The sequence below is a fragment of the Nocardioides daedukensis genome (genome assembly GCF_013408415.1).
Lineage (GTDB): Bacteria > Actinomycetota > Actinomycetes > Propionibacteriales > Nocardioidaceae > Nocardioides > Nocardioides daedukensis.
The window spans coordinates 2,838,880-2,853,844 of the sequence record NZ_JACCAA010000001.1 but is presented as its reverse complement, the minus strand read 5'-3'; the positions used below and the strand labels follow the sequence as shown (position 1 = coordinate 2,853,844).

Here is a 14,965-nt window from a genome sequence, read left to right as displayed (position 1 = left end):
TCGGCGCAGCACGCGCGAGGTGTGGTTCGCATGTGCCTGGGCGTCGACTCGGCTCACTCAGCGACCTACGGACGTCAGTGTCCCGTCGAGATGGTCATCAATCCCCAGACGGAGAGTCGACTCGCGCAGGCGGTCGACGTACTCCGTGACGTTGCCGAGCTTCACCTCGTCATAGCCACGGATGTCCTCGGCCAGCGCGAGCACCGCAGTGAGCGACGACCGCCCCTCGCTGCCCACCTTGCCGATGACTTCGTTGGTCAGGGCGACATAGTGCGCGACCAGGGCCTTCTCGACCCTGCGCACCTCTCCGACACCGAAGATGTCGAGAGGAGTGCCACGCAGGAACTTCATCCTCGCCATCACCGCGAAGAGGGGGCGGAACCAACCGCCGACCTTGATCTTCTTCTTCACGCCGAGAGCGGCGAGAATCGGCGGATGGAGATAGAACGAGACCTTCGCGCCGACGCCGAACTCGTCCTCAAGCCGCTCCTTCTCACTGTCGAGCAGATGCAGCCGGGAGACCTCGTACTCGTCCTTGTAGGCCATCAGCCTGTGCAGCTGAAAGGCGACGGTCTCAGTCAGCGCGCCGACCTCGCCGTACGCCTCCAGCTCCGCGGCGGCCGCACGTTCGACGACCTCGAGGTAGCGGTTGGCGAGCTTCTCGTTCTGGAACGCGACCAGCTCGGGGACGCGGGACTCCACCAACTCACGTAGGTCGGTCCCTGGCGGGATGGCTGCGACACGGGCTGTCAGGGCTGAGGAGATCCGGGCGGCCGGCTTCGGCTCCGCGGCGACCATCATGGCCTCGACGGCGGCCGGGTCAGCGACCGCGGCGCGACCCCAGCGGAAAGCCTTGATGTTCAGTTCGGCGGCCGCGCCGTTGGCTCGCAGGGCCTCCTCGATCGACTCGGCCGAGATCGGCAGGGCACCGGACTGGTAGGCCGCACCGACCAGGACCGTGTTGGTCATCAGGTGGTTGCCGAAGATGGTCTCGGCGATACGGTTGGGGTCGACGGCAACGTTCTCCGAAGCACGTGAGACGGCGTCCAGCTCCCCGAGCAGCACGTCGACGTCCGGGTAGGGAATGCTCGGGTCGACAGCCATGTCGGCCGTGGGGGTCGGCGAGGTCGAGGCCACCACGACGGTCCGTTCCGTCGACGACAGGGCGAGGTTCTTCGGTCCCATCGAGGTCAGCAGGTCGAAGGCCAGGAAGAGGTCCGTCTCCCCGTTGGCGATTTGCGCTGCGGGTTCGTCGGCGGCGTCTGAGTAGACCTGCAGCTGCGAGACAACGGGCCCGGCCTTCTGGCTCGACCCGGTCAGGTCGAGGTTGCGCACCAACTTGCCGTCGAAGGCCGCAGCGTTGGCCAGCACCTGACTCATCGTGACCACACCTGTGCCGCCGATGCCGGTCATCGAGATGTTGAACGCCTGGTCCGGGACCACACGAATCGGTTCGGGAACCGAAGGCGCATCAGCAACCTTGCGCTCCTTGCGCACAGCGTCCTTGGTCTCAACCTTGAGGAACGACGGGCAGTTGCCGTCGGCACAGGAGTAGTCAAAGTTGCAGGAGGACTGGTGGATCGTGGTCTTCCGACCGAACTCGGTCTCGATCGGCTGGACCGAGAGGCACTGCGATTTCGCGTTGCAGTCGCCACATCCCTCGCAGACCCGGTTGTTGATAGCGATCCTCTCGGTGGGCGTGACCATCTGCTTGCGCTTGCGCAGACGACGCTTCTCGGCGGCGCAGTATTGGTCGTGCACCAGGACGGTGACTCCGGGGACTTCGGCCAAGGTCTCCTGAGCCTCCATCAATCGGTCCCGATGCCAGACCTGGACGCCCTTGGCGAGCTTCTGTCGGCGATACTTCTTCGGGTCGTCCGTGGTGATGATCGTGCGCGCGACACCCTCGGCCTCGAAGAGTTTCGTCAACGAGGGTACGGACATGCCGCCCTCGACGTTCTGCCCACCGGTCATGCCGACGGCCGAGTTGTAGAGCAGCTTGTAGGTGATGTTCACCCCGGCCGACACCGCGGAGCGCAGCGCCAGGGATGCCGAGTGGTGGAAAGTGCCGTCACCGACGTTCTGGAAGATGTGCCCGGTGTCGGTGAACGGCGCCATGCCGATCCACTGGGAGCCCTCGCCGCCCATCTGCGTGTAGCCGGCCATCTCGCCGTACTCCTCGCGCGGGACGACGAGCTCGAGGATGTGGCAGCCGATGCCGGCGGCGACGGTCGCGCCCTCGGGGGCGATCAGGGATCGGTTGTGCGGGCAGCCGGAGCAGAAGAAGGGCTTGCGCGAGGTGATCAGCGGGAGGAGCGGGCGGGTACGCCGTGCCGGCGGCACCTTGACCACGTCACCGAAGAGGGCGGCCAGTTCCGGGCCGATCTTCTCCACGACGGTGTCGGAGGTGATCATCCCGAACTCGGGCAGGAGCGGCCGCCCAGCGGCGGTCTTCTTGCCGATGATCGTCGGCGCGTTGGGCACGCCGTACAACGCGTCCTTGAGGAACCGCTCGATCAGCGGCTTCTTCTCCTCGACGACGATGATCTGCTCAAGGCCCTCGGCGAACGCACGCCACTCGGAGTCGCTGACCGGCCAGAGGGCACCGACCCGCTTGACGCGTACGCCGAGTGTCCGAAGCGTGGCCTCGTCGAGGCCGAGATCGGCGAAAGCCTTGTGCAGGTCGTAGTAGGTCTTGCCCGGGGCGATGATCCCGACGCGCGGGTTCTCCGGCTCGACGGTGATCGGGTTGAGGTTGTTGATCCGGATGTATTCCTCGGCGATGAGCTTGCGTTGCTCGACCAGGTCCTTCTCGGCCTCGCGCATCGGACCGCCGGGAGTGTTGATGCGGATGGTCGGGGTGAAACTGCCATTGGTGACCGTCTCCGGGTGGCGGAAGGTCAGCCGCGCCGGGTCCACGTCAGCGGAACCGGACGCGTCAGCGGTCTCGGTGACCATCTTGAAACCGATCCACAGGCCACTGATCCGGGAGAGCTCATAGCCGTGCGCACCCAGGTCGAGGATCTCCTGCACGTTGCCGGGGAAGAGCAGCGGCATGCCCCAGTCGATGAACATTCCGTTGCTGTCGGTCGGAAAGTTCGTCGAGGCCGCGTCGGGGTCGTCGCCCGCGACGATGAGGACGCCCCCGTGACGGCCGGTGCCGCGGATGTTTCCGTGACGCAGGGCATCCGCGGCCCGGTCGACTCCGGGGGCCTTGCCGAACCACATGCCGAAGACACCGTCGACGGTGGCGCCGGGCAGCTCGGTGACTGTCTGCGCACCCCACAACGCGGTTGCCGCGAGCTCCTCGTTGAGCCCGGGCCGGTGCACGACCCGGTGCTCGGTGAGGAGCTTGGCCTGCTTCTCCATCTCACCGTCAACGCCACCCAACGGAGAGCCCGGGTAGCCGGAGATCAGGCCACCCGTGTCCAGGCCGTTCGAGACGTCGCGCCGACGCTGGTCGAGGAGGATCCGGACGAGTGCCTGGATCGCGGTCAGGTAGGTGTCGTCGGACTGGTTCTCGAAGCGATCCGCCAGGGAGTGGACCTGGGGGCGGGCGGTGACGGTCATGGCAGACGGGCCTTTCGGGAGGTGATCCGGTGTGCGGGATCGGACCCGCACACCGGATGGATCTGGGTCAGTGACCCGCGTGCGTGCTGAACTCTCCGACCTGGAGTTCGCGAACTGTTATCTTGTCGATCTCGTCCTCGTCGATCTCGTAGCCAAGACCGGGCTTCGTGGGTGCGTCAACGAACCCTTCCGAGTTGACCCGCAACGTGTCCTTCATGCCCTGGTCGAGAATGCCGGTCGGGACCGGGAGCTCAACGAGGTCGCAGTTGTGGATCGCGAGCATGACGTTGAAGTGAGCAGCCTGAATCAGCGTGGAGCCATAGGAGTGCGGCTCGTAGTTGATGCCGAACGCCTCGCACATGGCAGCCGACTTCTTCATCGCCGAGATGCCGCCAACGAAGTCGCCGATGCCGCGGACCTGGTCGACCGCGTGACGAGTGACGTACTGGGGAAGGAACTTGAGTCCCCCCATGACGCTCTCGGCTCCGGCCACCTGAATGTCGAGACTGCGGGTGAGGTCAACGAGCCCGTCAATGTCAGTGTCGGGGATCGGAGCTTCGAACCAGTAGAAGTCGAGCTCCTCCAACACGCGGCCGACCTTGAATGCACCCTGTCGGTCATAGGAGTTGACCGGATCGAGCATCAGGTCCATCGTGTCACCGACCGCCTCGCGGACCGCACGACAGACCTCGATGTCCTTGTCCGGGACGCCGAATGCGTGCAGCTTGTAGGCGTTGAAACCCTCGTCTCGGCACTGCAGAGCGAGGTCGACGTAGTCCTGAACCTCCGGGTAGTAGACAGTGCTCGCATAGGCACGGACCTTGTGCCGAGCGGCGCCGAGAAGCTTGTAGACCGGCGTCTCATGGTGCTTGCCGATGAGGTCCCACAACGCGATGTCCACGGCAGAGCTGACACCAGTCGGTGCAGCGAGGGAGTCACTCAACTCGTAGGAGATCGCCTCGACGTCGTGGGGGTCACGACCGATGAGGACCTGCTTGAGTCGTGGCAGCGAGTCCTCCATCTGGCCGTTGCCGACCAGCCAGGTGATGCAGTGCCCCTCGTTGCCGTCTTCACCGATGATGCGAAGCAGGATCAGGCCGATGCGACGACCCTCCCATTCCTCCTTCCACTTGAACTCGTAGTCAGGTGACTTCAACTGAGTTGCGCGAACGTCAATGATCTTCATGGTCACTCAATTCTTAGTGGGTCGGGACAGGCTGGGTGAGGCGAAAGTCGGCACCACGTGCCACGGGGTCACTGAGATCGCCGATCTCGAGTGAGGTCAGTTCGGAGGCGGCCAACAGGAGCTTGGTGTAGCTGTGCTCCGGGTTTCTCATCACGACATCCACGGAGCCCTCCTCCACGATGTCGCCCTTGTAGAGCACCGCGACGCGGTGACAGAGATGCCGGATCATGTCCATGTCGTGACCGATGAGGAGGAAACCGACCCCATAACTCTCCTGCAGTTCGAGTAACAGGTTGGCAATCTGGGCACTCACAGACACGTCAAGGGCCGACATCGGCTCGTCAAGCACGATCACCGATGGGTCCTCCGCCAGGGCGCGGGCAATCGCAATGCGCTGACGCTGGCCGCCGGACAGCTGGTGGGGGTAGCGGTCGATGTACTCCTCCGGCAGTCCGACCATGCTGGTCAGCTCAGCCGCTCGCTCCCGCCGTTCGGCCTTCTTGGCATTGCGCTCGATGGCCCGCCGTTCAGTCATCACGTCCCACAGGCGACGCCGGGGGTTCAAGGAACTGAACGGGTTCTGGAAGACGGCCGTGACGTTGTTGAAGTATTCCTTCAACTCGGTCTTGCCCATCGAGTTGCGGGAAGACCCCCGGTAGAGCACCTCCCCCATCGTGGGCTGCTCAATTGCCAGGAGCATCCGCATCAGCGTGGTTTTGCCGCTGCCGGACTCACCGACCAGGCCAACCGTCTCCCCCTTGCCAACTCCAAGCGAGACGTTCTTCAGGGCATGAACGGGAGCGGCGCCCCGAGCGTTGTATGTCTTGACCACATTGCGGGCTTCAAGGATGTAGTCGCTCATGACATCACCGGGTTCCAGCATGTGTATCGAGTCCCTCGCTCCGTTGCGGTTTCTTCGGGTAGACCGTCGTGGCACTGATCGGTCGCATTGGCACACCGTGGACTGAATGGGCAGCCCTTCGGCATGGTGAAAAGGGAGGGCGGGTTGCCGGGAATTGCCCGAAGCTTCTGACGGGGGTGGTCTCCCAGAACGCTCGCGTCGAGCAACGCACGGGTGTAGGGGTGAGAGGGTGCCGCCATCACCTGGTCGATGGGTCCGCTCTCGACGACGATTCCGCCGTACATCACCACCACGTGCTGGCACAGGAGCCGCGCGACGCGAATGTTGTGGGTGATGAAGAGAGTGGCCAGGCTGCGTTCCCGACGAAGCTTGTCAAGCAGCCGCAGGATCCCGATCTGCGTGGTCACGTCCAGTGCCGTCGTCGGCTCGTCCGCGATCAGCACGCTCGGCTTCTTGGCCAGTGCGATTGCGATTGCGACGCGCTGTTTCATCCCGCCACTGAACTCGTGCGGGTAGTCCCCGAGCCGGTCGGCTGCGTTGACGATGCCGAGCGACTCGAGCAGCTCGGTGATGACCCTGTCCGCGTTCTTCTTGTCCTCAGGGGGAAGCACCTCCTTGATCTGCGACCGGATCGTGTAGAGCGGGTCGAGCGCAGTCGTCGGATCCTGCGGGATGAACCCGATTTCGCTCCGGAGCACCTGACGCATCTGCTGGTCCGTGCAGAGTCGTACGTCGACACCGTTGACCGACACAACTCCCTCACGAAGGTCGCCGACCGGGGGACGGATCATGCGCATGATGCTCTGTGCGACGGTGCTCTTGCCGCTGCCGGACTCGCCGACCAGAGCCACCGCCTGACCCTGGGGCACGTTGATTGACACACCACGGGCTGCATGCGCAACGCGTCCTCCCGCGTAGTAGTCCGTGTGGAGGTTCTGGATATCCAACATGGTCATCACCGCCTTGTCGCGGGGTCGAGGGTCTGGCGGAGCCAGTCGCCGAGGAGGTTCGCCGAGAGGACTGTGATGCTGAGGGCGATCCCGGGGAAGACCGGGACCCACCAAGCCGTCTGCATGAAGTTGCGGCCATCGGCGAGCATGTTCCCCCACGATGCTGCTGGGGCGGGAACGCCGATTCCGAGGAAGCTGAGCGAGCCCTCGGCGATGATCGCGAACCCGATCTGCAAGGTGGCCAGAACCAGCAGGGTCGGCACGACGTTGGGGAGGATGTGGCGCACGATTGCCCAGCGACCGCTGCCCCCCATCACCTTGGACATCACCACGTAGTCCTCGTTGCGGATCCGAATGACCTCACTGCGAAGGACACGTGCATACTGCGGCCACACGGCGAGCACGAGCACGATGATCACGATGGTGATGCTCTTGCCATAGAGCGCCACCACGATCACAGCAAGGAGCAGCACCGGGAAGGCCATGGCCGAGTCCGCGACACGGGTGAGGAAGGCGTCCAGACGACCGCCGACATAGCCGGCGAGCAGCGCGACCCCGAGTCCGATCGCCCCGGCGATCAGCACTGCGGCAACGGCGACCAGGAAGGAGACCTGGGCCCCGGAGAGCAGGCGGCTGAGGATGTCGCGACCCAACTGGTCAGTGCCGAGAAGATAGGTCGTTGAACCACCTTCTGCCCAGAAGGGCGGCACCAGTGAGTTCCCCAGGTCATTCGTGGTCGGGTCGTGCGGGGCGATGAACGAGCCGAAGATGCCGCACACCGCGAAGGTTCCCATCGCGAGGATGGAGAACCACGGTGTCCGGGACTGTTTGCTCCGCTTGAGCCCGCGACGCTGCGGGGTCTTGTTCTCAGGTGCGGGGGCTTCGATGATGGCCATCAGAGTGACTCCACGACGTCGAGGGTCTCCGCAGGTTCGAGGTCTGCCTTCTTCTTGCTCTTCCCATCGCCTGTCGCACGACGGACGCGGGGATCAAGGAGGCCGTAGAGCACGTCCACGACGAACAGCAGACTGATGAAGACCAGGGTGTTGACGATGACGATCCCCTGAATGAGGGCAAAGTCCTTCGAGTTGATTGCCTGGATGGCGAGTTGGCCGACTCCCGGCCAAGCGAACAGGTTCTCGATGACGATCGTCCCCGAGAAGAGGGCACCGAGCTGGATGCCGGCCAGCGTCACGACCGGCAACGACGAGTTGCGCAGGACATGAGTGACCAAGGTGGTCGGAGCAACTCCCTTGGACCGTTCGAAGAGCGTCTGGTCCTTGGAGAGCATCTCGAGAACAGTTGAGCGCGTCAGTCTTGCGATGGACGCAAGCGCGAACGCTGCGAGAGATATCGCCGGGAGCACGATGCTTGTGGCCGTCGTATCACCGAACGCTGGGAACCAGCCCAGACTGACGCTGAAGACCGCTACAAGGAGCATGCCGAGCCAGAACGAGGGGATGGACTGGCCAAGCACCGAGATGAAGCGGACTCCGTAGTCAGCGGGGGTGTTGGATCGGAAGGCCGCCAGAGCGCCTGCGGCGACACCCAGGACCAGCGCGATGATGAACGCAGTCAGGGCCAACTTGGCGGTCGCCTGCATGCCGGGGACCACGAGGTCGGACACTGGGATCCGGTAACTGGTCGACATTCCGAGGTCACCCGTGACGAGCCCCCGGAGGTAGTCCCAGTACTGGACCAGGATCGGTCGATCAAGGCCGAGATCCACGCGAACGGCTTCCAGCTGTTCGGGGGTGGCATCCGGTGGCGCGAGAAGTGCGGTCGCGTCACCAGTCATGCGCGCCAGGAAGAAGACGACGGTCACGATGAAGAAGAGCGCGATCAATCCTTGCAGGAGTCGCGTCCCGGTGTACCTGAGCATGGTGGCTCCAAGTGGAGGGGTGCGCCCGCCGGGTGAGGGCGGGCGCACCGGGGGTGATTACTTCGCCCGCAAGGACCAGAACGGTCCGGCGTAGGGGTTGCCGCTCATCAGCTTGAAGTCGGCAATCTTGGGTCCGACCGCATAGACCGCATCCAGGGAGATGACGGGCAGGGAGTAGGACTGGTCGTAGAGGTACTTGCCCATCTCCTTGGCCACGGCCTCCTTTTCAGCCGGGTCCAGCGCCTTCGCCATGTCCGCAAACATCGTGTCCAGCTTCGGGTCCTTCACCGTGGTGTAGCCACCATCGGAGCCGAAGAAGATCTGGTAGTTCTGCGGGTCTGCCATCAGCAGCCCCGGCATGCCGAGGACGATCGCGCCCTTGAGCTGGTGCTTGACCACTGAGTCGAGGTAGGTCGCGGGGTCCTGGACATCGAGCTTGACGTTGACCCCGATCTCCTTCCAGTAGCCGACAACGGCCTCAGCCATCTTCTGGACGTCGGTCACTGCAGTCGTGGTGTTGTAAAGAGTCAACGTGAAGGACAGGTCGGACTCACCGGCGTCAGCCAATAACTTCTTGGCTTCTGCTGGGTCGTAGGGAAGTGCCTTCAGTGACGGATCGTTGCCGAGAGTCACCGGGAACGTGTTGTTCGCAGGAACCGAGCCGAAGCCCTTGTACAGCGAGTCGGCGATGCTCTGACGATCGACGGCCAACGTCAGTGCCTTGCGGACGTTCGGGTCCTTGAGCGGAGAGTCCTCGGGGAAGTAGTTGTCCATGAAGAGAACGTGACCCTGCGAGGCCGCCTCTCCCTTGATCAGCCGGATGCTCTCGTCGCCCTCGAGCTGCGACGCACTGTTGGGAGAGATGCCCTGTGCAATGTCGATCTGACCGGTCTGGAGGCCGGCAACCCGGCTGCTCTCGTCCGGGATGATCTTGAGGGTCAGCGTCTTGAAGTTGGAGATCCGCTCCTTGTCCCAGAAGTCCTTGAAGCTCTCCAGGGTCATTGAGTCGTTGAACTTCTGCGACACGAACTTGAACGGACCAGCGGCAACGGGGGCCTTGCGGAACTCCTTCTCCCCCACCTTCGCGAAGTAGTCACTGGCGATCGGCGCCGGCACGTCCATCGGGAGCGTCGCGTAGGGCTCCTTCGACGTGACCGCAACTGTCAGGGGGTCGATGACTTCAACCTTGTCGACCCGCTCAGCAAACGTCGCGTACGACGTGAACTCGGGGTCACTGACCCGCTCGATGGAGACCTTGACGTCCTCGGCGTCGAAGTCGGACCCATCGTGCATCTTGACGCCCTCACGGAGCTTGAACGTCCAGGTCTTTCCGTCCTCGCTCACCTCCCACTCGGTCGCGAGACCGGGGACGAAAGAGGCGTCCAGGTCCTGACGGACCAAGGGTTCACCGACAGACCACTTGATCGGGTAGGTGTTTCCGCCCTCGTTTGCGAGCACCGGGTCGGCGTACTGCTGCTGGAGCGTGGCGACCCCGACGGTGATGCTCTGGTTCTTGGCGACCTCAGGGATGTCTCCCTCGCCCAGTTCATCGACTGGGTCACCCCCTCCGCCACCACAGGCGGCCAGCACGAGGGCGAGCGCGGCAGCCCCCGTCACCGCGCGGATGCCTCGTTGGTGATGGCGCAGGGAACGACTGGCGCTCACCGCGCGGTGCGTCCCGAGTAGTGATTTGGACACTGCCTTCTCCTTTTTCCAGGTGCCGGACGCCGGGGGTCCGACGTGCGCGGTGCTTGACCGTGAAGTTGACCCGAGCAACTCGTTATTGACATTCACATCAAGTTGATACTCATGTCAGATTGTGATTCCCGACACCACCGGTGTCAAGAGGTTCATGCGATCAGGTTTCGGTGGGGCCGAACCCCATCTGCTGCGCCCACAGTTGAGCCAGGACTTCTCGGGCCATCGTTCGATCGAACGGCATGCCACGAAGCAGCCAGAAGTGGGAGAACCGCTCGTGCTGCATGGTGATCAACGCAGCGCGGAGTTCGGCATTCTCCTTCGAGACGCCGAGCGCGCGCATGATCAGGGGCCCGACCTTTGACGTCACCTCACCCATACGCCGTCGGTACATCTCGGCAACTTCGGCCTCGAGGGCAATCGCTTCATGGACAGCGAGGAGCGCCGTCTTGTTGTCGGCATAGAAATCGAACGACGCGTCCAGCCACTTCTCCAGGACTGCCTCGTCGATAGCGGTCGCGGCGCCCAACTCGTCGTACAACGCGACCAGCTGGACCCGGAGGTCACCCCAGAGGCCGATGGCCAGTTCCGCCTTATTGGCGAAGTGGAGATAGAACGTGGCACGACTGAGTCCCGCCGCCTTGGCGACCTGGTCGATGGATGCGGAGGCGTAACCACGCTCGGCAAAGACATCGATCGCCCCCTCCTCGAGGCGCCGCCTGACCAGCTCCCGACGCTCGTCCTGGAGCGAGGGCCGAACCCTGGATTCTTGGTTCATCTGGATACCCCGTCCATCTTGCTAGACACACTGTCCAGGCAAGTAGACAGTGAGTCGAGTCACTCGTCAAGGGTTTCAGAAATCTTTTGACATCAAACTCAAGTTGATCTCCAGATGCATTGACATTGACGTCAACTTCACTCGATAGTGCGAGTACATCCGACATGTACGAGCGCGCGACAGGAGCCGCAAGAAATGCGAATCACAGAGGTAGAGACCTACCTGGTGCGACCAGATGGCTACAGCTTCAAGTGGGGCGAGAAGCAGCCAGTCGTCCCGATCGCACTGACCTTCATCCGCGTCAAAACCGATGTCGGAGTGGAGGGACACGCCACCGCATGGCTCCCGGGCTCGCACTCGGAGGTCGGCGAGATGGTGGAGCTCTTCTTTCGTCACAACCTGATCGGCCGCGATCCGTTGGACCGCGAGGCGATCTGGCAGGAAATGACGGCCACGATCAACAACACGATGGGCACGAAGGCCACCAGCGCCGTCGACACGGCCCTCTGGGACCTGGCCGCGAAGGCGGCAGACCTGCCGCTGTACAAGTACCTCGGCGGCCACCAGGACAGCAAGCCCGCATATGCCTCGACGACGCACTACAACGACATCGAGTCCTACCTGAGGCTTGCGGACGAGTCGATCGCCTTGGGCTATCAGGCCTACAAGCTGCATCCGTTCGGCGTGCCCGACAAGGACATCGACTTGGTCAGGGCCGTGCGCGAGCACGTCGGTCCCGACATCCGCCTGATGATCGATCCGGTGAACCACTATGACTTCAACGGCGCCATGCGCGTGGGGCGTGTCCTCGACGAACTCGACTTCTATTGGTACGAAGCCCCGATCCGGGACGAGGACATCGCTGGTCTGCGTCGTCTGACCGCAGAACTGAGCACTCCCATTGCGGCCGGCGAGTCCCTGGTCCGCGGGATCTGGGACTACGCGAATCTCCTGCGCAACGACGCTGGCGACATCATCCGGACCATCGGGGACGCCATGGGTGGCATCACCGGGCTGCGCAAGGTCGGTGCCATGTGCGAGGCCTTCAATCGCCAGATCGAGACCCACTCATACGGTCCCACGCTCGTCCAGGCTGCCCACCTGCACTTCATGCTCTCCGCTCCCAACTCGGAGTACTACGAACAGGCAGTTCCCGGCGGCATGCTCGACTTCGGAATGAAGGACGTCATCACGGTTGGACCGGATGGCCGCGTCCAGGCTCCCACGAAGCCCGGTCTGGGCTATGAGGTCGACTGGGATGCCGTCGACAACGCGACAGAAGTCCACAAGACCTGGAACTGACACCCGATGCGCTTGGGCGGTGCGCCACTCGGGGTGCACCGCCTAGCGGGGCGCCAAGGCCCTAGACCAGATATGGGCCAGGGTGTCGATCAGTCGCTCTTCTTCGAAGGGGTGGTCGAGACAGAACCAGATGTAACAGGTGTACTCCAGCATTGCCCCGAGGGTTTCGGCGGTGTACTCGACATCCAACTCCGGATCTGTGCGACCTTCGCCCTTCAGACGGTCGATGCCGCGACGTGTGCGCTCCACGAAGGTGTTCCGGACCTCGAGGCGCAGGTCTCGCAACTCCGGCGAGAACGTCCCCACTTGTTCCATTAGCCCGATCATCGTGGCGTGCGGTCGATAGGCGTACACGAAACGCTCGATGGAGTCGTGCACACGCTCATCGACGCCCTTGGTTGGGACGGGGGTCGCCATCCCTGCGACCATTTCGTCGATCACCTGGCGGCTGACTGCTTCGAAGATTGCATCCTTGGTCTCGAAGTAGGTGTAGAACGTGCCGTGTGAGACCTTCGCCTGCTTGACGATGTCCGCAACCCGCGTCTCGATGAACCCTTTGGTCTCGAAGACCCTTCGGGCGGCTTTCAGCAGGGTATCCTTCCGGGCGGCTCCTCGATCAGTCACGGGCCCGGCGACTCGCCTGGCCTGTTGTGGTTCGGTGGGCCCCCGCATTGTTCTCTCCTAACCATGCCTGACTGGCGAAATCGCACCTAAGAGGAGCGTTGCCATCTCCGAGAAGGGCGCCTGCTTGCCTTGAGCAGCCGCGGCCCTGACCACGGCACCGCTGATGGCATCGTGCTCGAAAGGTCGCCCCGCCCGCAGATCCTGCCACATGGAGGAGTGGATGGAATCGGGGTACGCCGCGAACTCATCGACGATCGTTGTTGCCAGGTCGGGAGGCAGGGCTACTCCGCGCCCAGCCGCAATTTCGGTGCACTCGGCGACCAGATGACGTATGAGTTCTTGGAGCGGCGCCCGGACCCCGAGTTCGCGGACGCGAAGATCCGTGATCGTGGAGACGGAGTTTCCTGACAGATTGTAGGCAAGCTTGATCCACAGGGCTGTCTCGAAGTCCTCGACGACCGTGATTCCGAGCGTGGTGCCGCGACCCGCTTCGGCGAACCGCCGGCCGCCCGCGGTGTCGGGCACCTTGATGTCACCATGACTGGTTCGCTCGATGTGCCCGGCAGCGCGTCGCTCGACCGCGTGCTTGACGATGGCAGGGATGACGCGATCGGCTGACACATGGCCGGCCATGCGTTCTGCGTGCTCGATCCCGTTCTGGGCAACGACCACGTCCGTCGAATCCGTCAGGGCATTGACCAGCCACGGCCCTATCCCATCGACGTCGTACGCCTTGGTCGCAACGACGACGACATCCGCCGGCGCCACGAGAGCAGGGTCCTGGACGAGAGTGACCGGTGCGACCCGCTCGACCCCAGCCTCTTCGAGGACGAGGCCGGGCACGGGGCGACGTACGGCAAGGGAGACCTCGTGCCCACCCGCGAGGGCAAACTCCGCCGCGATGAGCCCCCCGATGGCGCCGGCACCGACGACCAGGACCCGCATCTCAGTTGTAGACCTGGATCGTCGCGTCGTCGAGCACGTCCCAGTCGACCTCGTACCCGAGGCCGGGACCGGTCGGCGCCAGCGCATACCCCTCGGAGTCGATCTCGATCACCGTCTTCATGCCGAAGTCCAGGGCTCCGCGCGGGAAGGGCAGCTCGAAGAACTCGCAGTTCTTGGCCGACAGGATGTAGTGCAGGTGGGCAGCCTGGACCAAAGTCGATCCGTAGGAATGCGGTTCGAGCCTGCGGTTGTGCAGTTCGGCGAGGGCACCAATCTTACGGAGGCCGGTGATGCCACCGACGATGTCACCAACGGCGCGCAGACCATCAGCCGCGCCTTGGTTCAAGTAGTTGGCGTAGGTCCACGGTCCGCGAGCAGTCGACTCCCCCATGAAGACAGGGACGTCGAGAACCTCGCACAGTCGGCGGAAGCCAGCCACGTCGTCGTCACGAATCGGGTCCTCGTACCAGTGGAAGTTCAGCTCCTCAAGGACTCGACCGACCCGGACCGCGTCCTGGAAGTCGTATGCACTCGTAGCGTCGAGCATCAGCGTGTAGTCAGGACCGACTGCCTCGCGCACTGCGCGACATGCGGCAATGTCCTTGTCCGGAGTCGCGGCGGCGTGGAGCTTCACTGCATGCATTCCTGCGGCCTTGGCCTCGAGGGCCAGCGTGGCGTAGTCCGCCGTCTCCTTCTGGGTCTCGGTGGTGATGTAGGTGGGGACCTTGTCGCGGTAGCCGCCCAGCAACTGGTGGACCGGCATGTTGGCTGCCTTGCCGGCAATGTCCCAGAGAGCGATGTCGATGTTGCTGGCTGCCTTCGGAGCGATCATGTAACGACTGAACGCCATCAGTTCCTGCCAGATCTTCTCCCTCTGCAACGGGTCTGCACCGATCAGCAGCGGACGGAAGAAGTGGTCCGCTGACTCACCGATCTCACGCGGCGCCCCCGGGAGCCACGAGGACGAGACACCGGTGATGCCCGCATCGGTCTCGATTTCGAAGACCGTCATGGTGAGCTGCACCGGCGGGATGTCCTCGCGCCACTGGAAGGTGAACTCCGGAGGCTCGACAACCCGGATCTTGAGGTCAGTAATGCGCATTGCCTTCTCCTCTGTCGAATGGGTCCGGCATAGGTGTGGCCGGGCTCACGCTCACCGTACGAGAAC

The 14,965-nt window shown here is 63.6% G+C and carries 12 protein-coding genes; 1 reads left to right on the top strand and 11 read right to left on the bottom strand.

Translation table 11 applies throughout. From position 1 onward, the window contains the following. Positions 1–57: 57 nt before the first annotated feature. The 8 genes from BJ980_RS14050 to BJ980_RS14015 form a co-directional block, all read right to left on the bottom strand. Complete coding sequence (locus BJ980_RS14050; protein WP_179502869.1) at positions 58–3,570, bottom strand: indolepyruvate ferredoxin oxidoreductase family protein; 3,513 nt, start codon at positions 3,568–3,570, stop codon at positions 58–60. Between the two features lie 67 nt (positions 3,571–3,637). Further along, on the bottom strand, positions 3,638–4,756 hold the full coding sequence (locus tag BJ980_RS14045; RefSeq protein WP_179502868.1) for an enolase C-terminal domain-like protein: 1,119 nt from the start codon (positions 4,754–4,756) through the stop codon (positions 3,638–3,640). Positions 4,757–4,769: 13 nt separating this feature from the next. Further along, on the bottom strand, positions 4,770–5,618 hold the full coding sequence (locus BJ980_RS14040; protein ID WP_179502867.1) for an ABC transporter ATP-binding protein: 849 nt from the start codon (positions 5,616–5,618) through the stop codon (positions 4,770–4,772). Then, a complete protein-coding gene (locus tag BJ980_RS14035) occupies positions 5,615–6,568 on the bottom strand; it encodes an ABC transporter ATP-binding protein (RefSeq protein WP_281363806.1) in 954 nt (317 codons plus the stop codon). The genes BJ980_RS14040 and BJ980_RS14035 overlap by 4 nt, the downstream gene beginning before the upstream one ends. Before the next feature lie 5 nt (positions 6,569–6,573). Further along, positions 6,574–7,464 carry an ABC transporter permease gene (locus tag BJ980_RS14030; RefSeq protein WP_179502865.1) on the bottom strand — a complete coding sequence of 297 codons (891 nt, stop codon included), beginning with the start codon at positions 7,462–7,464 and terminating at the stop codon, positions 6,574–6,576. Continuing rightward, a complete protein-coding gene (locus BJ980_RS14025; protein WP_179502864.1) occupies positions 7,464–8,450 on the bottom strand; it encodes an ABC transporter permease in 987 nt (328 codons plus the stop codon). Before BJ980_RS14025 ends, BJ980_RS14030 begins: the two co-directional genes overlap by 1 nt. 57 nt (positions 8,451–8,507) lie before the next feature. Then, positions 8,508–10,148, bottom strand: a complete 1,641-nt coding sequence (locus BJ980_RS14020; protein WP_179502863.1) for an ABC transporter substrate-binding protein — start codon at positions 10,146–10,148, stop codon at positions 8,508–8,510. Positions 10,149–10,308: 160 nt separating this feature from the next. Continuing rightward, positions 10,309–10,926: a TetR/AcrR family transcriptional regulator gene (locus BJ980_RS14015; protein ID WP_179502862.1), complete on the bottom strand. Its 618-nt coding sequence runs from the start codon at positions 10,924–10,926 to the stop codon at positions 10,309–10,311. Positions 10,927–11,121: 195 nt separating this feature from the next. Between BJ980_RS14015 and BJ980_RS14010 the strand changes: the two genes are divergently transcribed. Next, complete coding sequence (locus BJ980_RS14010) at positions 11,122–12,228, top strand: mandelate racemase/muconate lactonizing enzyme family protein (RefSeq protein ID WP_179502861.1); 1,107 nt, start codon at positions 11,122–11,124, stop codon at positions 12,226–12,228. A gap of 42 nt (positions 12,229–12,270) precedes the next feature. Here BJ980_RS14010 and BJ980_RS14005 read toward each other — a convergent pair whose 3' ends face one another. From BJ980_RS14005 to BJ980_RS13995, 3 genes are read right to left on the bottom strand one after another with little or no spacing between them, the layout of a single operon-like run. Beyond that, complete coding sequence (locus BJ980_RS14005) at positions 12,271–12,852, bottom strand: TetR family transcriptional regulator (protein WP_179502860.1); 582 nt, start codon at positions 12,850–12,852, stop codon at positions 12,271–12,273. A 57-nt stretch (positions 12,853–12,909) separates the two neighbouring features. Continuing rightward, positions 12,910–13,797 carry a ketopantoate reductase family protein gene (locus BJ980_RS14000; protein ID WP_179502859.1) on the bottom strand — a complete coding sequence of 296 codons (888 nt, stop codon included), beginning with the start codon at positions 13,795–13,797 and terminating at the stop codon, positions 12,910–12,912. A gap of 1 nt (position 13,798) precedes the next feature. Continuing rightward, complete coding sequence (locus BJ980_RS13995; RefSeq protein WP_179502858.1) at positions 13,799–14,899, bottom strand: enolase C-terminal domain-like protein; 1,101 nt, start codon at positions 14,897–14,899, stop codon at positions 13,799–13,801. Positions 14,900–14,965: the final 66 nt, after the last annotated feature.